23 protein-coding genes are annotated in these 20196 nt (G+C 60.2%); 17 read left to right on the forward strand and 6 right to left on the reverse strand.

What is annotated here, in order from left to right; genetic code table 11:
* The first annotated feature begins 13 nt into the window (after window positions 1-13).
* The 8 genes from urtE to FEZ21_RS01210 all read left to right on the forward strand — a co-directional run bounded on the left by urtE (window position 14) and on the right by FEZ21_RS01210 (window position 6450).
* Window positions 14-712 (forward strand): urea ABC transporter ATP-binding subunit UrtE, encoded by a 699-nt coding sequence (gene urtE / locus FEZ21_RS01175; protein ID WP_010656243.1) that lies wholly within the window; start codon window positions 14-16, stop codon window positions 710-712.
* Window positions 713-744: 32 nt separating this feature from the next.
* Window positions 745-1584, forward strand: coding sequence for an urease accessory protein UreD (locus FEZ21_RS01180; RefSeq protein ID WP_003439139.1), 840 nt, complete (start codon window positions 745-747; stop codon window positions 1582-1584).
* Between the two features lie 99 nt (window positions 1585-1683).
* On the forward strand, window positions 1684-1986 hold the full coding sequence (gene ureA, locus FEZ21_RS01185; RefSeq protein WP_003439136.1) for an urease subunit gamma: 303 nt from the start codon (window positions 1684-1686) through the stop codon (window positions 1984-1986).
* Between the two features lie 9 nt (window positions 1987-1995).
* Window positions 1996-2529, forward strand: a complete 534-nt coding sequence (locus tag FEZ21_RS01190; RefSeq protein ID WP_003439134.1) for a GNAT family N-acetyltransferase — start codon at window positions 1996-1998, stop codon at window positions 2527-2529.
* On the forward strand, window positions 2526-3059 hold the full coding sequence (locus FEZ21_RS01195; RefSeq protein WP_003439132.1) for a GNAT family N-acetyltransferase: 534 nt from the start codon (window positions 2526-2528) through the stop codon (window positions 3057-3059). The genes FEZ21_RS01190 and FEZ21_RS01195 overlap by 4 nt, the downstream gene beginning before the upstream one ends.
* Window positions 3056-3364 (forward strand): urease subunit beta, encoded by a 309-nt coding sequence (locus tag FEZ21_RS01200; RefSeq protein WP_003439131.1) that lies wholly within the window; start codon window positions 3056-3058, stop codon window positions 3362-3364. Before FEZ21_RS01195 ends, FEZ21_RS01200 begins: the two co-directional genes overlap by 4 nt.
* Before the next feature lie 128 nt (window positions 3365-3492).
* Complete coding sequence (gene ureC / locus FEZ21_RS01205; RefSeq protein ID WP_003439130.1) at window positions 3493-5193, forward strand: urease subunit alpha; 1701 nt, start codon at window positions 3493-3495, stop codon at window positions 5191-5193.
* 123 nt (window positions 5194-5316) lie between these two features.
* Window positions 5317-6450, forward strand: a complete 1134-nt coding sequence (locus FEZ21_RS01210; RefSeq protein WP_003439128.1) for a sensor histidine kinase KdpD — start codon at window positions 5317-5319, stop codon at window positions 6448-6450.
* A gap of 121 nt (window positions 6451-6571) precedes the next feature.
* Here FEZ21_RS01210 and FEZ21_RS01215 read toward each other — a convergent pair whose 3' ends face one another.
* Together FEZ21_RS01215 and cbpA are read right to left on the reverse strand one after the other, a co-directional pair.
* Window positions 6572-6880: a chaperone modulator CbpM gene (locus FEZ21_RS01215; protein ID WP_003439125.1), complete on the reverse strand. Its 309-nt coding sequence runs from the start codon at window positions 6878-6880 to the stop codon at window positions 6572-6574.
* A gap of 2 nt (window positions 6881-6882) precedes the next feature.
* Window positions 6883-7794 carry a curved DNA-binding protein gene (gene cbpA / locus FEZ21_RS01220; RefSeq protein ID WP_003439123.1) on the reverse strand — a complete coding sequence of 304 codons (912 nt, stop codon included), beginning with the start codon at window positions 7792-7794 and terminating at the stop codon, window positions 6883-6885.
* A 281-nt stretch (window positions 7795-8075) separates the two neighbouring features.
* Here cbpA and FEZ21_RS01225 point away from each other — a divergent pair, with 281 nt between their 5' ends.
* Entirely contained in the window at window positions 8076-9341 is a 1266-nt protein-coding gene (locus tag FEZ21_RS01225; protein WP_003439118.1) for an Hsp70 family protein, read from the forward strand.
* Between the two features lie 52 nt (window positions 9342-9393).
* Here FEZ21_RS01225 and FEZ21_RS01230 read toward each other — a convergent pair whose 3' ends face one another.
* From FEZ21_RS01230 to FEZ21_RS01240, 3 genes are all read right to left on the reverse strand, one after another.
* A complete protein-coding gene (locus FEZ21_RS01230; RefSeq protein ID WP_003439115.1) occupies window positions 9394-10404 on the reverse strand; it encodes an AI-2E family transporter in 1011 nt (336 codons plus the stop codon).
* Window positions 10405-10564: 160 nt separating this feature from the next.
* Window positions 10565-10855 (reverse strand): PsiF family protein, encoded by a 291-nt coding sequence (locus FEZ21_RS01235; protein ID WP_003439112.1) that lies wholly within the window; start codon window positions 10853-10855, stop codon window positions 10565-10567.
* Between the two features lie 64 nt (window positions 10856-10919).
* Window positions 10920-11708 (reverse strand): helix-turn-helix transcriptional regulator, encoded by a 789-nt coding sequence (locus tag FEZ21_RS01240; protein WP_003439109.1) that lies wholly within the window; start codon window positions 11706-11708, stop codon window positions 10920-10922.
* Between the two features lie 97 nt (window positions 11709-11805).
* Here FEZ21_RS01240 and FEZ21_RS01245 point away from each other — a divergent pair, with 97 nt between their 5' ends.
* Both FEZ21_RS01245 and FEZ21_RS01250 read left to right on the forward strand, forming a co-directional pair.
* A complete protein-coding gene (locus tag FEZ21_RS01245; protein WP_003439107.1) occupies window positions 11806-12693 on the forward strand; it encodes a DMT family transporter in 888 nt (295 codons plus the stop codon).
* A gap of 86 nt (window positions 12694-12779) precedes the next feature.
* On the forward strand, window positions 12780-13310 hold the full coding sequence (locus FEZ21_RS01250) for a bacterioferritin (protein ID WP_003439105.1): 531 nt from the start codon (window positions 12780-12782) through the stop codon (window positions 13308-13310).
* 147 nt (window positions 13311-13457) lie between these two features.
* Here FEZ21_RS01250 and FEZ21_RS01255 read toward each other — a convergent pair whose 3' ends face one another.
* Window positions 13458-15524 carry an AsmA family protein gene (locus FEZ21_RS01255; protein ID WP_160626280.1) on the reverse strand — a complete coding sequence of 689 codons (2067 nt, stop codon included), beginning with the start codon at window positions 15522-15524 and terminating at the stop codon, window positions 13458-13460.
* A gap of 275 nt (window positions 15525-15799) precedes the next feature.
* Between FEZ21_RS01255 and FEZ21_RS01260 the strand changes: the two genes are divergently transcribed.
* From FEZ21_RS01260 to FEZ21_RS01285, 6 genes are all read left to right on the forward strand, one after another.
* On the forward strand, window positions 15800-16165 hold the full coding sequence (locus FEZ21_RS01260) for a hypothetical protein (RefSeq protein WP_003439095.1): 366 nt from the start codon (window positions 15800-15802) through the stop codon (window positions 16163-16165).
* Between the two features lie 166 nt (window positions 16166-16331).
* Window positions 16332-16964, forward strand: coding sequence for a TetR family transcriptional regulator (locus FEZ21_RS01265; RefSeq protein WP_003439093.1), 633 nt, complete (start codon window positions 16332-16334; stop codon window positions 16962-16964).
* 160 nt (window positions 16965-17124) lie between these two features.
* Window positions 17125-17625, forward strand: a complete 501-nt coding sequence (gene ureE, locus FEZ21_RS01270) for an urease accessory protein UreE (protein ID WP_003439091.1) — start codon at window positions 17125-17127, stop codon at window positions 17623-17625.
* Window positions 17622-18296 carry an urease accessory protein UreF gene (locus FEZ21_RS01275; protein ID WP_003439089.1) on the forward strand — a complete coding sequence of 225 codons (675 nt, stop codon included), beginning with the start codon at window positions 17622-17624 and terminating at the stop codon, window positions 18294-18296. Before ureE ends, FEZ21_RS01275 begins: the two co-directional genes overlap by 4 nt.
* A 9-nt stretch (window positions 18297-18305) precedes the next feature.
* Window positions 18306-18917, forward strand: coding sequence for an urease accessory protein UreG (gene ureG, locus FEZ21_RS01280; protein ID WP_003439087.1), 612 nt, complete (start codon window positions 18306-18308; stop codon window positions 18915-18917).
* Window positions 18918-19023: 106 nt separating this feature from the next.
* Window positions 19024-20154 (forward strand): AGE family epimerase/isomerase, encoded by a 1131-nt coding sequence (locus FEZ21_RS01285; RefSeq protein WP_160626282.1) that lies wholly within the window; start codon window positions 19024-19026, stop codon window positions 20152-20154.
* Window positions 20155-20196: the final 42 nt, after the last annotated feature.

Below are 20196 nucleotides of genomic sequence, written 5' to 3' on the forward strand. Positions count from 1 at the left end.
TAGGGGATTCACGATGCTACGAATACAAAATCTGCATCAGTTCTACGGCGGCAGCCACATTCTTCGCGGCCTGTCGTTTGAGGTCAAAGTCGGCGAAGTCACTTGCCTGCTGGGCCGTAACGGCGTGGGCAAGACCACATTGCTCAAGTGCCTGATGGGTTTGCTGGCCGTCAGGGAAGGCAGCGTGACCTGGGAGGACAAGCCCATTACCACGCTCAAGCCCCACCAGCGGGTTCACGCCGGGATCGCTTATGTGCCCCAGGGCCGGGAGATCTTCGGGCGCCTGACGGTGGAGGAAAACCTGTTGATGGGCCTGTCGCGTTTCCCCGGTTCCCAGGCCCGGGAAGTGCCCGGATTTATCTATGAACTGTTCCCGGTGTTGCTGCAAATGAAGCATCGGCGCGGCGGCGATTTGTCCGGCGGCCAGCAGCAACAACTGGCGATCGGCCGCGCGCTTGCCAGCCGCCCGCGCCTGCTGATCCTCGATGAGCCGACCGAAGGGATTCAACCATCGGTGATCAAGGAGATCGGCGCGGTGATCAAGATGCTCGCTGCCCGGGGCGATATGGCCATCCTGCTGGTGGAGCAGTTCTACGACTTTGCCGAAGAACTGGCGGACCAGTATCTGGTGATGTCCAGAGGCGAAATCGTGCAACAGGGCCGTGGTGAAAATATGCAAACAGAGGGTGTGCGTGGACTGGTGACGATTTAGTCTGTAACTCTTTTTGATGAAAAAGCCGACCTATGAACCTGCCTGCCAACCCCGCATTGTTCACCCCCAGCTGGCACGCCGAGCTGGAGCTGGGCTATGGCCGTTTTGGCGACAGTACGCGCCCTACCCAGCGCCGCCATGTGGGTCCGTTGCGGGTGCAGAAGCACCTGTATGCCGAAGGCCCCGAGGTGTGCCAGCACATCATTGTTCACCCACCCGGCGGCATTGCCGGCGGCGACCGGTTGAACATCTGCGCCAGTGTCGGCCCGGATGCCTGGGCGCAACTCACCAGCCCCGGTGCCGCCAAGTGGTATCGCGCGGCCGGCCCGGCGTACCAGAGCCTGACCCTGAACGTGGCCGCCGGTGCGACCCTGGAATGGCTGCCGCAAGAAACCATAGTGTTCAGCGACGCCCGGGCCGAACTGACGACGCGCATTGAGCTTGAAGGCGACGGGCGCCTGTTTTACTGGGACATGGTGGCGCTGGGACGACTGGCCAGTGGTGAGCGTTTTGAGCACGGGCATTTTCAATCACAGCTGGATATTCGCCGTGACGGCCAGTTGCTCTGGCATGAGCGCCAGCGGGTTATCGGCGGCGACGGCTTGCTGGATTCGCCAATCGGACTGGACGGCAACCCGGTGTTCGCGACATTGCTGGTGACCGGGGAAATCAGTGCCGAGCTGCTGCAAACCTGTCGCGACCTGCCCAACCCGGTACGCGGTGACCTGACCCAGCTGCCGGGGTTAGTGGTCGCACGCTGCCTGGCGGTAGAAGCCTTGCAGGCCCGCGCCTGGCTGATCGAGCTGTGGCGCCTGCTGCGCCCGGCATTGTTGGGCCGTGAGGCACTGGCCCCGAGGATCTGGAGTACCTGAGAGCCGTCGCGATTTTTTTGAGGACCTCTGTGGGAGCTGGCTTGCCAGCTCCCACAGAGGTCCTCGACCCATAATCCTTAATTTAACAACGGACCCACCATGGACCTGACCTCACGCGAAAAAGACAAGATGCTTATCTTTACCGCCGGACTGCTGGCCGAGCGACGGCTGGCACGCGGGGTGATGCTTAACTACCCGGAAACCATCGCCTATATATCCGCCGCCCTGCTCGAAGGCGCCCGCGACGGCCGTACCGTCGCCGAGCTGATGCACTACGGCACCACCCTGCTGACCCGCGAACAAGTGATGCAAGGCATTCCGGAAATGATCCCCGACATCCAGATCGAAGCCACTTTCCCGGATGGCACCAAGCTGGTCACCGTCCACCAACCCATCGCCTGAGGCTGCTGCATGTCTTACCTAATTCGTGATGCCGTCGCGGCTGACCTGCCAGCGATTCTCGATATCTACAACGATGCGGTGCTCAACACCCTCGCAATCTGGAACGAGCAAACCGTCGACCTGGCCAATCGTCAGCAATGGCTCGCTGCCCGCCAGGCCCAGGGCTATCCGGTGCTGGTGATAGTCGATGAGCGCAATCTGACTCTGGGTTACGCCTCGTTTGGCGACTGGCGCCCCTTTGAAGGGTTCCGCCATACCGTCGAACATTCGGTGTACGTGCATCCCGAACAACGGGGCAAACGCCTCGGACCGCAATTGCTGGCAGCGCTGATTGAACGTGCCAGAGCGTGCGGCAAGCACGTGATGGTGGCGGCCATCGAGAGCGGCAATGCGGCCTCGATCCATGTGCATAAACAGCTGGGTTTTGTCACCGGCGGGCGCATGCCCCAAGTCGGGATCAAGTTTGGCCGCTGGCTGGACCTGACCTTTATGCAACTGATGCTCAACCCCGGCGCGCTGCCGCCACAGGAGTGCGGCAAATGAATAATGAACAAGTGCTGCAGCTAACCGCCCGCAGCTTTGCCGAATATCGCGACGGGCTGATTACCTTGCTGCTGGATGCTGTGCGCTACGGCGCGTCCGTGGGATTCATGGACGATCTGGACCTGCCCCAGGCCAGCCACTATTTCAATGAAGTACAGGCCCAGCTGGAGCAAGGCACTCTGCTCCTGTGGGTGTTGATTGAAGACGGCCGGGTGCTGGCCAGCGTGCAACTTGCCCTGTGCCAGAAGCGCAACGGGCTCAACCGTGCCGAGGTCCAGAAACTGCTGGTGCTCAACGAAGCCCGGCGCCGTGGTCTGGGCCAGATAATGATCCACGCCCTGGAGCAAGGGGCACGGGCACAAAAGCGCGGCTTGCTGCACCTGGACACCGAGGCCGGCTCGCCCGCAGAAAACTTCTACAGTGCCCTGGGTTACACCCGGGTCGGCGAGCTACCCAACTATTGCCGCAGCCCCGACGGTCACTACAGCCCTACGGCCATCTACTACAAAACCTTGAGTGAGCCGCAATGATTCCCGGCCAATACCGCATTGCAGCCGGTGACATCGAGCTGAATGTCGGCCGTCGGACCCTGAGCCTCAGCGTGTCCAATCGTGGCGACCGCCCGATCCAGGTGGGTTCGCACTATCACTTTTTCGAAACCAACGATGCCCTGATGTTTAACCGTGCTGACAGCCGTGGCATGCGCCTGAATATCCCGGCGGGCACCGCCGTGCGTTTCGAGCCGGGGCAGACCCGCGAAGTGGAACTGGTGGAACTGGCCGGGCTGCGCCGGGTGTTCGGCTTTGCCGGCCGGGTCATGGGCAATCTGGATTAACCCCAATCCCCTAATCCCCTGTAGGAGCGAGCTTGCTCGCGAGCCCTTAAGCGCTCTTGAGAAAAAGCTCGCGAGCAAGCTCGCTCCTACAGGGATTGGGGGATGGTTTATATATTTAGGAACTCACTATGAAAATTTCCCGCCAGGCCTACGCCGACATGTTCGGCCCTACCGTTGGCGACAAGATCCGCTTGGCCGACACCGAGCTGTGGATCGAGGTCGAGCAGGACTTCACCATCTACGGCGAAGAAGTGAAGTTCGGCGGCGGCAAGGTGATCCGCGACGGCATGGGCCAAAGCCAGTTGCTCGCCAGCGAGGTGGTGGACACGCTGATTACCAACGCCCTGATCATCGATCACTGGGGCATCGTCAAAGCCGACGTGGGCCTGAAAAACGGCCGGATCCACGCCATCGGCAAAGCCGGCAACCCGGATATCCAGCCCGGCGTGACCATCGCCATCGGCGCCAGTACTGAAGTGATCGCCGGCGAAGGCATGATCCTCACGGCCGGCGGTATCGACACCCATATCCACTTCATCTGCCCACAACAGATCGAAGAGGCATTGAACAGCGGGGTCACCACCATGATCGGCGGTGGCACCGGCCCGGCCACCGGGACCAATGCCACCACCTGCACCTCGGGGCCGTGGCACATGGCGCGCATGCTGCAGGCCGCCGATGCATTCCCGATGAACATGGGCTTTACCGGCAAGGGCAACGCCAGCCTGCCGCAACCGCTGATCGAGCAGGTCGAAGCCGGGGCCATCGGTCTCAAGCTGCACGAGGACTGGGGCACTACGCCCGCGGCCATCGACAACTGCCTGAACGTGGCCGATCTGTATGACGTGCAAGTGGCAATTCACAGCGACACGCTGAACGAGTCGGGCTTTGTCGAAACCACCCTGGCCGCATTCAAGGGCCGCACCATCCACACCTATCACACCGAAGGCGCGGGTGGCGGCCATGCCCCGGATATCATCAAGGCCTGCGGCCTGAGCAATGTATTGCCCAGCTCGACCAATCCGACCCGGCCGTTTACCCGCAATACCATCGACGAGCACCTCGACATGCTGATGGTCTGCCATCACCTCGACCCGAGCATCGCCGAGGATGTGGCCTTCGCTGAAAGCCGTATCCGTCGTGAAACCATCGCCGCCGAGGACATCCTGCACGACCTCGGCGCGTTTTCGATGATCAGCTCCGACAGCCAGGCCATGGGCCGGGTCGGCGAGGTCATCACCCGTACCTGGCAAACCGCCGACAAGATGAAGAAACAGCGCGGCCCGCTGCCCGAAGACGCACCGGGCAATGACAATTTTCGCGCCAAACGCTACATCGCCAAATACACCATCAACCCGGCGATCACCCACGGTGTCAGCCATGAAGTGGGCTCGATCGAGGTGGGCAAGTGGGCCGACCTGGTGCTCTGGCGACCGGCGTTCTTCGGGGTCAAGCCGACCCTGATTCTCAAGGGCGGGGCGATTGCCTCGAGCCTGATGGGTGATCCGAATGCGTCGATCCCTACCCCGCAGCCGGTGCACTACCGCCCGATGTTTGCCAGCTACGGCGGCTCGCGGCATGCCACCTGCCTGACCTTTATCAGCCAGGCGGCGGCGGATGCCGGGGTACCCGCGGCACTGGGGCTGAAGAAGCAAATCGCGGTGGTCAAAGGCTGTCGCGAAGTGCAGAAAACCGACCTGATTCACAACGGTTACCTGCCCGAAATCGAAGTCGATCCGCAGACCTATCAAGTCAAGGCCGACGGGGTGCTGCTGTGGTGCGAACCCGCTGATGTATTGCCGATGGCACAGCGCTATTTTCTGTTTTGAGGACTGCGGGCAGTTCCCCTGGCTGGCAGGGGACTGTACCGGCAAGCGGTTGTATAGAAAGCTGTCGTTAGGGGCTAAGATGCGACACCTTAATTACTATCGCTCTTGCAGCAGGGTCTGGCTATGCGCCTATCTGAATTCATCGTGCACAACGCTGATCGTATCGTCGATGAATGGGAGCAGTTCGCCGAAACCATCACCCCGGCTGCCGAATCAATGGACAGCGTGGCCCTGCGCGATCATGCCAAGGCCATTCTGCTGGCCGCTGCGCGGGACATGAACACCGCGCAAACCGCCAGCGAACAACAGGCCAAGGCCGAGGGCGAAGGGCCGGAAAAAACCCCGAGCCTGGACGTTGCCGCCGCCAGCCATGGCGAACTGCGCCATACCGTGGGCTTTGATCTGGTGCAGATGACCTCCGAGTTCCGGCACTTGCGCGCCTGCGTGATCCGCTTGTGGGTCGCCAGCCTCGAAACTCTGGAGCTGAGCTACTTGCAGGACATGATCCGGTTCAATGAGGCCATTGATGAGGCGCTGGCCGAATCCACCGAGGCCTACGCCGAGCAGGTCAACCGCTCGCGGGATATCTTCTTGGCGATTCTGGGCCATGACCTGCGCGCGCCGTTGCAAGCGGTGAGCATGTCCACCGAAATGCTGGAACGCAAAATTACCCTGGATGCCAACGCCCTGAATTACGTCAAGGCGATCAAGACCGGGGCGCGCCACATGCAGGCGATGGTCAGTGATCTGCTGGAGTTTGTGCGCAGCCGCCTGGGTACGCAGTTGCCTGTGGAACCCTGCGCCATGAACCTGGCCCAGGCTTGTCAGACCGCACTGGACCAGGCCGGCGCCGGACACCCCAAGTGTGAGCAGAGCTTGCAAGTTAACGGCAATGTTGAAGGCCACTGGGACCCTCGACGCCTCGACCAGTTGCTGCAGAACCTGATCGGCAATGCGTTGCAGCATGGCGCCAGCGAAGGCGCGGTGACCCTGATCCTGAACGGAACTGACGACCACGTGACCCTGCGGGTGCACAACAACGGCACCCCGATTGCAGAGGAGGCGCTGGCCACCCTGTTCGACCCGTTGGTACGCAGCCCGAGCGAAGACATTGGCCACCCGGGCGCATCCACCAGCCTTGGCCTGGGCTTGTTCATCGTCAAGGAAGTGGTAGACGCGCACCATGGCAGCATCGAAGTGTCCTCGACCGAAGCCGAGGGCACGACGTTTACCGTGGTGTTGCCCAAACAGATCTGACAAATAAAAAACCCGTAGGAGCGAGCTTGCCTCGCGAGCTGTATCTGGCGTGCTGCACGCTACTGTGAACAGCTATCTGAAAAGATCGCGAGGCTAGCTCGCTCCTACAGTACGCTCGCGGCTACAGGTCGCCGACAAAGCGGCCCAGTTGCTGCTTGAGCCGCTGGTTCTCGGCCCGCAATTGCTGCACTTCCTCGATCAGGTCCAGCGCCAGGGCGACGCCTTCCCACTCCATCTCCAGGTCGTGGTGCAGCTTGGTCGCACGCTGTGCGATGGCCAGCTCGTAGTCTTCAAAACGCCACACGTCCGGCGTGCGGCCCTGAGGTTCGATAATTCCGTGTTCGACAATCTCTATCACGTAAGTGGCCGGGATGCCGGCCTCTTCGCAGAACCTTTCCATGTCCAGCTGAACGATCAGGGTGCTGCTCATGATCAGTTACTCCATTGGGCTCTCGGATCGAATGCCGATTTGTCGGCCAGGTCTTGCCACAGGGCTTTTGTGGCCTCGTCGCTCTGTTTCGGCATGACCACTTTCAATTGGGCATACAAATCACCACGCTCGCCTTGCTTGTTCGCCAGGCCATGGCCTTTGATGCGCAAGCGTTGACCGCTCTGGCTGTCCGGACGGATGGTCAGGTTGATTTTGCTGGTCAGGGTCGGCACGGCCACTTTGGCCCCCAGAGCAGCTTCCCACGGCGCCACCGGCACCGTGATCACCAGATCATGACCTTCAACATCGAACTTCGGATGCGGAGCAAAGCGGATGATCAGGTACAGATCGCCATTGGCACCGCCACCCACGCCCGGACCGCCCTGCCCTTTAAGGCGGATGCGCTCACCGTCGGTGACACCGGCCGGGATTTTCACGTTAAGGGTCTTGTTGGCGCCGCCAATCTGGAAGCTGATCTGCTTCGATTCGCCGGACAGGGTTTCTTCAAGGAAAATCGGCAGTTCCATTTCTACATCCTGTCCACGACGTCCCGCACTGCGGCCGCTCTGGCCGCCGAAGCCATTACCGCGCGAACCGAAGATCGAGCTGAAAAAGTCTGAAAAATCGCCCTGATCCTCGAAACCACCGCTCGAGTGCCCTTGCCAGCCCGGCGGCCCCTGGAATGGCTGCCCATGTTGACCGTACTTGCGCATTTCATCGTATTCGGCGCGCTTGTCGGCACTTTTCAGGGCTTCATACGCTTCGTTGACGTCCTTGAATTTCTCCTCGGCGTCCTTTTCCTTGCTCACATCCGGGTGATACTTGCGCGCGAGCTTGCGATAAGCGGTCTTGATCGCCTTATCGTCAGCCGTGGGCTCGACACCCAGGATTTTGTAATAGTCTTTGAAGTCCATGTAAGGATCACCATCCGTTATCAATATCGCGCAGCTCGAAGCCACCCAGAATGCTCTGGTTGACCGGCCCGGGGGTTGACCGATCTCAATCCTGTGACTGACCAGCGCTGCAAAAGTTTATCGGCAGCCTTAAGACCGCCAAACCAATGTCTGGAAGTTTGGGGGTGAAGGATAGTCTTTCAAGGGGATTAAAACCTGCGATTTAAAGAATCGTCGCGCTTCGATTCTGCGAGCGTCTGGCATACACTGCGCGGCCGTTTTTTAACCGGAACTCGAAAGACATGAAAAGCGCCACTCCAGCACGTGCCTGCGGCATCGACTTTGGCACGTCCAACTCCACCGTCGGCTGGCTGCGCCCAGGCGTGGAAACCCTCATCGCGCTGGAGGACGACAAGATCACCCTGCCCTCCGTAGTGTTCTTCAACATTGAAGAGCGCCGCCCGGTGTATGGCCGTCTGGCGCTGCATGAGTATCTGGAAGGCTACGAAGGCCGCCTGATGCGCTCGCTCAAGAGCCTGCTGGGTTCCAAGCTGATCAAGCACGACACCAGCGTTTTGGGCACGGCCATGCCGTTCAAGGACCTGTTGGGGCTGTTTATCGCCCAGCTTAAAAAGCGCGCCGAAGCGACCGCGGGCCGTGAATTTGAAGAAGTGGTGCTGGGCCGCCCGGTGTATTTCGTCGATGACGATCCGCTGGCCGACCAGGAAGCCGAGAACACCCTGACCGACGTGGCCCGCGCCATCGGCTTCAAGGAAGTCTCGTTCCAGTACGAGCCCATTGCCGCAGCGTTCGACTATGAGTCGACCATCCAGCGCGAAGAGCTGGTGCTGATTGTCGATATCGGCGGTGGTACCTCCGACTTCTCGCTGGTGCGCCTGTCCCCTGAGCGCCGTGGCATGGACCACCGCCAGGACGACATCCTGGCCACGGGCGGCGTGCACGTGGGCGGTACCGACTTCGACAAGCAACTGAGCCTGCAAGGGGTCATGCCGCTGTTCGGCTACGGTAGCCGGATGAAAAGCGGGGCCTACATGCCCACCAGTCATCACATGAACCTGGCGACCTGGCACACCATCAACTCGGTGTATGCACAGAAAACCCAGATCGCGCTGAACAGCATGCGCTACGACATCGTCGATACCGGCGGGATTGACCGCTTGTTCAAGTTGATCGAACAGCGCGCCGGTCACTGGCTGGCGATGGAAATCGAAGAAACCAAAATCGAACTGACCCACGCCCAGAGCCGTCATGTGCCGCTGGACCGGGTAGAACCGGGGCTAAGTGTCGAACTGAGCCGGGCGCTGTTTGAAGCCTCCATCGACAACCAGCTGGAGCGCATCCGCAACAGCGTGACTGACTTGCTCAGCAGTGCGGGCGTGGGTGTCGAGCAGGTGGATACGGTGTTCTTCACCGGCGGCTCGAGCGGTATTCCGGCGCTGCGCCAGAGCGTCGCGGCCATGCTGCCCAACGCCCATCACGTCGAAGGCAACATCTTCGGCAGCATCGGCAGCGGTTTGGCGATTGAAGCCAAAAAGCGTTACGGCTAAAACCACACCCTTGTCGCTGCCGCAGCCTGCGGCAGCGACTAGGGATTGCGGGTTAGACCAGTTCCATCTGCTTGAGCTCACTCTTCAGATACGCATAGTAAATCGGCCCGGCCACCACCCCCGGCAGGCCGAAGGCTGCCTCGAATACCAGCATCGCCAGCAGTAGCTCCCAGGATTTGGCACTGATCTGGCCGCCAACGATCTTGGCATTGAGGAAGTATTCCAGCTTGTGGATAACGATCAGATAGCCCAGAGCCCCTACCGCGACCCAGATCGACAGGGACAAGCCGACGATGGTGATCAGGGTGTTGGAGATCAGGTTACCTATCACTGGCAGCAGCCCCAGCAGGAAGGTCAGCACAATCAGGGTTTTGGTCAGCGGCAAATGTACGCCGAACAGCGGCAGGATCACCGCCAGAAACACCCCGGTGAACACGGTATTGAGCAGCGCGATTTTGATCTGCGCAAACACGATGTTGCGAAACGCCTGCACCAGCAGGTGCAAACGGTCGAACAGCGCGGCTGACAGGGGCTTGCGACGGCTGACATCCGGGATGCGCTGCAACGCGATGATGGCGCCCAGCACCATGCCAATCAGCAACGTCACGAACATGTGCGCGGCGTCTTTGCCCACCAGTTGCAGATCGCTGAGGTGTTTGTTGCCCCATTCGCCGATCGCCACCCGGAACTCGGCCGCGCTGGCCGGCAGATAGCTGTCCAGAAACGGCGGCAATTGACCCCGCGCCCGGTCGACCACGACCATGAATTTATTCAGCGATGCCCCGGGGTTTTCTGCTTCGTGCAGCAAGAAGCTGATGGCGCCGGCAAAAATCAACGCCAGCACGCTGACCACCAGAGTGCCCAGCAATGCCACCGCCAGCCAGCGCGCCCGGCGCCCGGCGATCAGCCGCTGCAGTTGTGGCGTGAGCATGTTGACCAGTTCGTAAACCAGCAACCCGGCCAGCAGGCTGGGCAACAGGCGCAACGGAAAAACCAGCAACAAGCCGCCAGCGATGATGAGGTAACTGGCGAACAAAATGTGACGCTGAGAAAACGATGGCATACAGCCTCAAAACAAGCAGCGCGAAAGGACAGGCAGTCTGCCAGCCTTCAGCGGGCAGCACTAGAAGTTGTGACGTTGCCCTGCTACCTGCAGGCGCGGCTTGCCCGCGATTGCAGCGGATCTGCAGGCGTCGCGAGCAAGCCCGTTGCTGCCGGGGGCTTTATTTCTTCTTCAGGCAGTCGCTCATAAAAGCTTTGCGTGCATCGCCTTTGAGGGCCTGGGTGCCGGCAGTGGCGTTACAGGTTTTCATTTTTTCCTGCTGAGTCGCAGGGGCCGCCGGGGCGGCTTTAAGGCAAGTGCTCATAAACGCTTTGCGCTCATCGCCCTTGAGGGCCTTGGCACTCGCATCGGCATTGCAGGTGGTCATTTTGTTTTGCTGGGCCGTGGCCGCAAAACCCTGGGAGCACAGCAACAAGCCCATCATCAGCAGAGGAATACGCAGCTTCGTCATGGAGTTTTCTCCTTATGGCCGCACCGAGTGGCAGCGGACTGCTCTGGAGTGTAGACAAACTCTGTTACATCACGCCCCGGGCCTGACGCCGATATTGCTCCGGCGTGCAGCCGGCCTGACGGGCGAACATGGCGATAAACGCCGATGAGGTGCTGTAGCCCAGATCAAAACCCACGTCCTGCACGCTGCGCGCAGACTCCAGCGCTTCAATCGCCGCCAGAAACCGCAGGCGTTGCCGCCACTCGCCGAAGCTCATGCCCAGTTCCCGGACAAACAGTCGCGCCAGGGTCCGCTCGCTGACATGCACCTGAGCGGCCCACTGCCCAAGCGGCCGATTGTCGCCGGGCTGGCTCTGCAGGGCCTCAAGGACCACCTGCAGGCCTGGATGACGGGCGTAAGGCAAATAGCACTGATGCACAGGTGCCTGGCGCAACTGATCGACCAGAACCTGGGCCAGTCTCTTGTCGGACTCGCTTTGGGGAATGTTGATGTCGCGCCGGGCAAAGTCGCTGAGGATGGCTTTGAGAATGTCGCTGATGGCCAGCGTTACCGGAGTCTTGGGCAGGTGCCGGCAATGGACGACATCCAGGTAGACCGAACGATAGACAATCGCCTGCGGGTTATAGGCGCTGTGCTCGGTATGGGGCGGGACCCAGACCGCGTACTGCGGCGGTGACATGAAGCGCTGGCCGTTGACCTCGTAGCGCATCACCCCGTGGGCCACATAGTCCAGCGAGCCCCAGGCATGGACATGGGGCGCAGCATGGCTGTCGGCATCAAATTCGGCATAACGGAAGTACACCGGGGCCGGCAAGCCGTCGAATTCGGGAACGTTGATCAGATTCTTGCGCATGCTGTCTGGATTCAGGGGGAGATTGGCCGGATCGAAGTATAGGCTTGCAGACAGACAGGCGGATAATCGCTGCTCATTAACCCTGTGGTTGTTCCTGATGCAATACGCTTACCCGCTACTGGCCATTTTTATCTGGGCCGGCAATACCGTAATCAACAAACTCGCGGTCGGCGCCATCTTCCCGTCCGAGATCGGCTTCTATCGCTGGCTGCTGGCCGGCCTGCTGTTCACCCCGTTCATGCTCAAACCGGTGATCGCCAACTGGTCGGTGATCCGCCCCAATCTGGGCAAGATCTTTGTCCTCGGCGTGCTGGGCATGGCGATTTATCAAAGCCTGGCCTACTACGCCGCAGCCCGGACTTCGGCCACCAACATGGGGATCATCCTGTCGTTGATGCCGTTGATGGTGCTGGCCATGTCGATCATCAGCCTGGGGCAGCGTCTTACCGCCGGAGCCCTGGTCGGCGCGATCCTATCCTTTGTCGGCGTGCTGGTGGTGGTATCGAGCGGCAGCTTCAGTGCCCTGCTTGACCACGGCCTCAACCTGGGCGACGCGATGATGCTGATTGCCACCCTGGCCTATGCGATCTACAGCACCTTGCTGAAAAAATGGCAGTTGCGCCTGCCGCCCCTGCAGATGCTGTACATGCAGATCCTGGTGGCGATCGTGGTGTTGCTGCCGTTGTACCTGATGTCACCCAAGACCGGCCTTACGGTGCACAACATCGGGCTGGTGCTGTATGCCTGTATTCTGGCCTCCATGCTGGCACCTTTGGCCTGGATGAAAGCCGTCACCGTGCTGGGCCCGAGCCGCACCACGCTGTTCTTCAACCTGTTGCCGCTGATCACGGCGCTGATTGCCGCGGTGGTGCTCAAAGAGCAACTGCATGCTTACCACCTGATTGGTGGCGCACTGACCCTGGCCGGGGTAATCCTCTCGGAACGCTGGACCACGCCCCTGAGAAAGACACCAAAAATCGGATAAAACTTTCTCCTCGCGCTGAACTCACAACTTGTGAACCGATCTTGCCAGCAGAGCAAGGCGGCAACCTGATGAGTAAGGAGATTGAAATGAGCGACATGCAATTAACCGATAAAAAGACCCTGCGTGAACGTGCCCGCAAGAACGTCGAAGAAGGTGCTGTCACTGAAGGCTACAGCGCCAACCGCGAAGAGATCCTTCGCCTGCTCAACGAATCCCTGGCCACCGAGTGGGTGTGCGTGCTGCGCTACAAGCGCCACTACTTCATGGCTACCGGGATCAAGGCCCACGTTGCCGCGCAAGAGTTCCTGGAGCACGCCACCCAGGAGATGGAGCACGCCGACAAACTGGCCGAGCGCATTGTGCAACTGGGTGGCGAACCTGAATTCAACCCCGACCTGCTGTCGAAAAATTCCCACGCCCAGTACGTCGCGGGCAAAAACCTGAAGGAAATGGTTTACGAAGATTTGGTGGCCGAGCGCATTGCGGTCGACAGCTATCGCGAAATCATTCAGTACATCGGCGACAAGGATCCGACCACACGCCGGATTTTCGAAGAAATCCTCGCCCAAGAGGAAGAGCATGCCGATGACATGGCGGATCTGCTCAAAGGGCTGTAAACAGACCCGCAAATGCAAATGCCCGCCCCCATGTGATGAGGGGCGGGCATTTTTTTGTCTGGATCAACCCGCCAGCACTGGCCTGCAGGAGCGAGCTTGCTGGCGATCTTTTGATCTTAAAAGCTCGCTCCTGCAGGGTTTGTGGGGCTACTTCACCGTTTTCGGTACCTTGCCCTGCTGCATCTGTTGCAGCAGCGGTGCGCACTGGTTGGGTTCGCCGCCGCTGGGGGCGATCAACGCCAGCAGACCGGCCGCCGGGCCGGCAATCACGCCCAGCGCCACCATGCCTGCACCGCGCAGTAGCAGCGGTACCGCTTCCACACCCGCCGAAGGGTTGCCAAAGGTGCCTTTTACGTACAGCGGTGAGCGCAGCGAAAACAAACGCAAGCCCTTGGACTCGGGGGTGATTTTCAGGTCGAGCTGTTCGGTGGCAAAGTTGGCGGTGCCGTCGATGTAGATGATCGCGTTCTCGGTATCAAACACAAACAACTGCGAAGTGGCCAGACCATCCTTGATCCCGAAGTCCGCCGCCGCACAGTTGATCTTCACGTCTTCGTCGCCGAATATTTTGCCCACCACATAGTTACCGACGTTCAGGCCGGCAATTTCCATAAGGCTGCGGCTGATGGCGCCATCATTGATGATCATCTTCAAGCCGCCATTGGCCGTGCCCAGTAACTTGGCCACCGAGTTGCCGGTGCCCGACAGCGTGGCATCGCCATTGAGCTCACCAAAGCTGGTTTTCATCGGTTCAAAGGTCGGGAACAGCTGCTTGAGCTTGAAGTTGCGCGCGGTCAATTTGGCCCGCCCCAGCATCGGCGTACTGCGCCCGTTGAGGTTGATTTGCGCATCCAGCTTGCCGCCCGCCACGCCAAAACGCAGTGGTTCGAGTTTCAGCTCGCCATTGTCCAGCACCACATGGGTGTACAGGTCAGTGAACGGCAGCTCGGCACTCTGGACGATGCGCTTGCCGGTGAACTCCACATCGGCATCCATATCGCGCCAGCGTTCAGTGCGGAACTCTTCAACCGGCAACACTTTGCCCGCCGGTTGTTTGCTGTCGCCGCCACGGGCTTTTTGCTTGGCGTTGGAGTCCGCGCCAATCAACGGGGCCAGGTCAGCCATCAGCAATTGATTGGACACCAGTGCGCCGCTCAGCTTGGGCCGTGGCTGGCTGGCGACGTATTTCAGGTTGCCATGAATATCGCTGCTACCGATTTTGCCGTTGAAGTTTTCGTAAGTGAAAACTGCGCCGTCCGGCTCATGCAGTTTGGCAATCAGGTGACCATCGGTTGAGTACGGCGGCGAGTCAGGCAGGGTTACGCCGGTCAGTGGATAAAGGTTGGCCAGGCTGCTGCCTGCCAATTTCAGGCGCAGGTCCAGCGCCCCCAGGTTGAGCGGGTCGGTCAGGGTCCCGGCCAGCGCGACTTTGGTGTCGGCAATGCTGACTTGCGCCTGCAACGGGAAGGGTTTGGCCGCGTCCTGCAAGGCCAGCAGGCCGCCAATTTTGCCGGTGCCGTCGAGGTTCTGGCCGTGGTACTGACCTTTGACCTTCAGCGCGAATGCGTAGTCTTGTGGCGCAGAACCTTTCTCCAGCGCTTTTTTCGCCGCGCTCTGGCCGACGATGTCGCTGAACGGGATGGGTTTGCCCAGCGGATCGATCACTACATCCAGACGGGTTTTGAGGGTCTGGTCATTGAGCGTCACATGGCCCTTGTCGAAACCTATGGCGCCAATGTCCACCTTCCAGTCCGAGGGTTTTTCGTTCGGGTCTTTGGGGTCGAACTTGAATGTCCAGTTCGCCCGGCCATCGGCCAGACGCTCCAGGCTGGCCGATGGCTCGGTCAGGTCGATACGCGGGATATCCACGGTCTGCGTCAGCAGCGCCAGCGGTGAAAGACGCAACTCCACCTTCTTCAGGCCGACCATTTGCGGTTCTTTTGACCACTCGGGATTGCCCAGGCTCAGGTCTTCGGCAATCACATGGGGCCAAGGCACCCAGGCACGCCAGCCACCCTCGTCCGCTTCGCGCTGCCAGCGCACGGCCAGGTTGCCGTTAATGGCAAATGGGCGATGGAGGATGTCAGACACTTTGGTATTGATTGTGGGCTTGATCCGGTTCCAGTCGAAGGTAGCGAGGATCACCACCAGGACCACCACCAGCAGAAGCAAAATACCGCCAATCCAGGCAAGGACTTTACGGGTGCGTGTCATTTAACGGCTCCTTATTACGGCTGAACGTCCCAACTGCGGCGTTTTACAATGGCTGCGACGCTAATAAAAGTACGACTGTCAAAGACTGCCCAAGGTTTAACCGGAGGCCGACTTTCATGAAAAAAACACCCGAAAGCCGCAAGCCAGAGCACTCGCGCCTGAACAATCAATTGTGTTGATTATCACCATTGGCCGTATGAACTTTGATATCGAAGATCCAAGCGTAGCATTGCTTACCTGACTAACTAATTGCCCTGCTACGGAGCACCGATATCATGAAACGCCCATTACTGCTTGGTCTTGGCCTCTCACTGTTGGCCATCAACGCCTTTGCGATGCCCGCCGACGACGAGCAAACCCCCATGGTGCAGCCTGCTTCCAGCAGCTTGAGCCAACCGCTGAATCCTGTGGCTGAAGACGGTGCCCAACGCACCCTGAACCAGCAGAACCGCGTGGCTGAGGACGGTGCACAACGCACTCTGAACCAGCAGAACCCCGTGGCTGAGGACGGCGCACAACGCACTCTGAACCAGCAGAACCCCGTGGCTGAAGATGGCTACGACCGCACTCAACGCCAGAGCAACCTGGTGGCGGAAGGCGGTGCGGATCGTCTTGCCGAAAGGAATCAACGTGCCAGCTAATCAAGTGATTGCAGGAGCCCGACGGCAACTGATTGCTCGCGATCTGTTTACGCAGTAATAGAGCTCGCGAGCAAGCTCGCTCCTGCAGAGTCTCCATTGCAGTTCGACGTCATCAAAGCCGATTTGCTAGAGTGCGCCGCTGTACTTGTCTGGAATACCAGCTCCGATGCTGCCTCGCGCCGAACAGAAGCAACAAACCCGCCTTGCGCTGATGGATGCCGCCCGCCACTTGATGGAATCGGGTCGCGGCTTTGGCAGCCTGAGCCTGCGCGAAGTCGCAAAAACCGCAGGCATAGTGCCCACCGGCTTTTATCGGCACTTCAGCGACATGGACCAACTGGGCCTGGCGCTGGTCAGTGAAGTCGGTCAGACCTTTCGCGAAACCATTCGTCTGGTGCGACACAACGAACTGTTTATGGGCGGTGTGATCAACGCTTCGGTACGGATCTTTCTCGATGTGGTGCAGGCCAACCGCTCGCAGTTTCTGTTTCTGGCCCGCGAGCAATACGGCGGCTCACAGCCAGTGCGCCAGGCTATCGGGGCGCTGCGCGAAGACATCACCTCGGATCTGGCCGCCGACCTCGGGTCCAAGCCCAAGCTGCAGCACTTGAACCACGCAGGCCTTACGGTAATTGCCGATCTGGTGGTTAAAAGTGTGTTCGCGGCCTTGCCCGATGTCATCGATCCGCCCGCCGAGGCGCTCCCCGACTACCTGCAACCCCAGGCAAAAATCAGCCAGCAGCTGCGCTTTATCTTTATCGGGCTCAAGCACTGGCAAGGCCTGGGCAGTACCGAGTAAAGACGCGCACCTTGTTGGTGCGAAATAAAACTCATAGCGCACCATTATCGCTCGCCGCTGCCCCTTTCCCTTCCCAGGATCACTCGCCTTTGTTGTGCAACCCAAGGTTGGCAAGCCCCTTGCTCTGATCAAGGCATTGTCAATTGCAGGAAGCCTACCGATGTTGGTGATTCATCGCAGAGTTCAGCCCCACCCCGTGTGGAGCGCTGAGTTACACCTCAACTTCGAAGCCCGGAGCAAAAGCCGTTTGCGTTGCTTTAGCAGTGACGCCGAGGACGTCGGCCTGTTCCTTGAACGCGGACAACCGCCCCTGCATGACGGCGAATTTCTGCAAGCCCAGGACGGGCGCATCGTGCGGGTGTGTGCCAGCCCCGAAAAGTTGCTGCACGTGACCTGTCTCAATGCCTTTGAGTTGACCCGCGCGGCCTATCATCTGGGCAACCGCCATGTCGCCCTGCAAGTCGGCGATGGCTGGCTGCGCCTGCTCGATGACTACGTGCTCAAAGCCATGCTGGAACAATTGGGCGCGCAGACCGAAGCCATTGAGGCGCCGTTCCAACCGGAGCACGGCGCCTACGGCGGCGGTCATCATCATTCCCGCGCAGGCGAAGAAGACTTCAACTACGCCCCGCGCCTGCATCAGTTTGGTGTGCGTTTGTGAGTCCGGCATGGGCGCTGTTGCGCCTGGCCAGCCCACAGCTGCCGATTGGCGGCTACAGCTATTCCCAGGGCCTGGAAATGGCCGTCGAGAATGGCCGGGTATCCAGCCCGGCAACTGCCAGCCGCTGGATCAGCGATCAATTGCTGCTCAATCTGGCGCGCTTCGAGGCTCCGTTGCTGCTCGCCCATTGCCGGGCGGCGGCCGACGAAGACTGGAGTGCCTTGCAGCAGTTTTGCGACGAACACCGCGCCAGTCGTGAAACCCGCGAATTGCATCAGGAAAGCCGGCAAATGGGCTACTCCCTGCAGCAACTTCTGATGGGGTTACCCGAGCTGGATGAGCCTGCACGGCTATTTCTCACCCAACAAGCCGAGCCGCACCTGGCACTCGGCTGGGCACTGGCTGCCCGGGCCTGGGGCATCAGTGCGTCAGACGCGCTGGCAGCCTGGCTGTGGAGCTGGCTGGAAAACCAATTGGCGGTGCTGATGAAAACCCTGCCGCTGGGCCAGCAGGCCGCTCAACGCATGACCAGCGAGTTATCCCCGGCGCTGCAGCAGGCGCAACAACACGCCAGCAACCTCGACTTATCCCGTTTGGGCAGTGCCGCTTTCGGCCTGTCATTGGCGAGCATGGCCCACGAGCGCCAGTACAGCCGTCTGTTTCGTTCCTAGGAGAATGCAATGAACACACAACCTTTGCGGGTCGGCATCGGGGGCCCGGTGGGCTCCGGCAAAACTGCCCTGACCCTGGCCCTGTGCCTGGCACTGCGGGACAAATACAACCTGGCGGTGGTCACCAACGATATTTATACCCGCGAAGATGCCGATTTTCTGGTGCGTAACCAGGCGCTGGCACCGGAGCGGATCATCGGTGTAGAAACCGGCGGCTGCCCGCACACCGCCATTCGTGAAGATGCATCGATCAACCTCGAAGCCGTGGATCAGCTGAACCGGCGCTTCCCCGGGCTGGACCTGATTCTGGTGGAATCGGGTGGGGATAACTTGTCGGCCACCTTCAGCCCGGAACTGTCCGACCTGACGATCTACGTGATCGATGTATCCGCAGGGGACAAGTTGCCGCGCAAGGGTGGACCGGGGATTTGCAAATCCGACTTGCTGGTGATCAATAAAATCGACCTCGCACCGCTGGTGGGCGCATCGCTGGAGCTGATGGACAGTGACACCCGTCGCATGCGCGGCGCCAAGCCCTTTGTGTTCAGCAATCAAAAAACCGGCCACGGCCTGGATACCATCGTGAGGTTTATTGAACGGCAGGGGCTGTTGATCTCATAACCCGCGATCTTTTGTGGGCCTGAAGCTTTAAAAGCTCGCGCCTACAGAGTTGGACGTCACGGTGTATCATGTCGCGCAAACGCCCCAGCCGTGACGACGCCTGCCAATGCCCCATGTAGCCAGCTCCGCCTTCCCGCTCGAACTGACCGCCCTGTTTGCGGCGGTACAGCAGCATTTTCGCCAGGTCATTGTGCCGCTCTGGCAAGGCCCCGGCTGGAATGCCGAACTGGAACTGCCCTATGAGGCACTCAGCCCCGAGCACCGGCCACTGACGCCCCAGCGCTATCGCGCCATGGCCTGCGCCCGTCAGCTATATCTATTCGCCAGCTTGATCGATGACCCCGCCTTCCCCGGCGCTGCCGAGCGCGCAGGCAGGTTGTTCCGCTCGCTGCAAAAGCACTTTTACGACGCCGTACACGGCGGCTGGTTTTACAGCATCGACCCCGACGGCGCGCCGCTGGATCAGCGTAAAGACCTGTATACCCATGCCTTTATCATCTTTGCCTGCGCCCATTACTGGGGCAAGGTGCGCGAGCCGGCGGTGGAATCAGTGCTCAATGCCGCGCTGAAAGTCGTCGCCGAGCGCTTCAGCGATGGTAATGGCCTGTACGAAGCCAGCCTCGAGCGGGACTGGTCAACGCTGGACACCGGCCCGCTGCAAAACCCGTTGATGCATCTGGCCGAGGCGTTTCTGGCGACTTTGTCGGTGCGCGACGATGCGCCGGTACACAGCGCATTGCTGGCGCTGGCCGATGGCATGCAACAGCGCTTTATCGAGCCTGTGCATAACGCCTTGCTCGAAAAACCGCTGAGGGCTGTGGATAACTGGTTTGAACCCGGGCATCAGTTTGAGTGGTTCTACTTGCTGGAGTCCTCGCCACTGCTGCGTCAAACAGCCCTGCACAACTCGCTTGCGCTCGCCTTCGACTTTGCCGAACAGGTTGGGGTCGACCCGCAGACCGGGGCGGTCTGCGGCATGCTGGCCCCGGATGGCACCTTGCGCGATGGCACCCAGCGCATCTGGGCCCAGGCCGAGTACCTGCGCGCCCTGACCTTGCGTCCGGCGCCCCTGCCCCGCCTGCAACGCCAGTTGCTGGCGTTGCAGCAGAACTTTTTACATGCCGGTGGCTGGTATGAATGCCGGGATGCGGCAGGCAACGTCAGCCGCCTGGACATGCCGTCGACCACGCCGTATCACCTGGCCACCTGCTACAGCGGCCTGGCGCAACTCCTGTAGGAGCGAGCTTGCCTCGCGAATATGTAAAGAGCTCGCGAGGCG

The sequence above is a fragment of the Pseudomonas sp. 9.1(2019) genome (genome assembly GCF_009910445.1).
Classification (GTDB): domain Bacteria; phylum Pseudomonadota; class Gammaproteobacteria; order Pseudomonadales; family Pseudomonadaceae; genus Aquipseudomonas; species Aquipseudomonas paraversuta.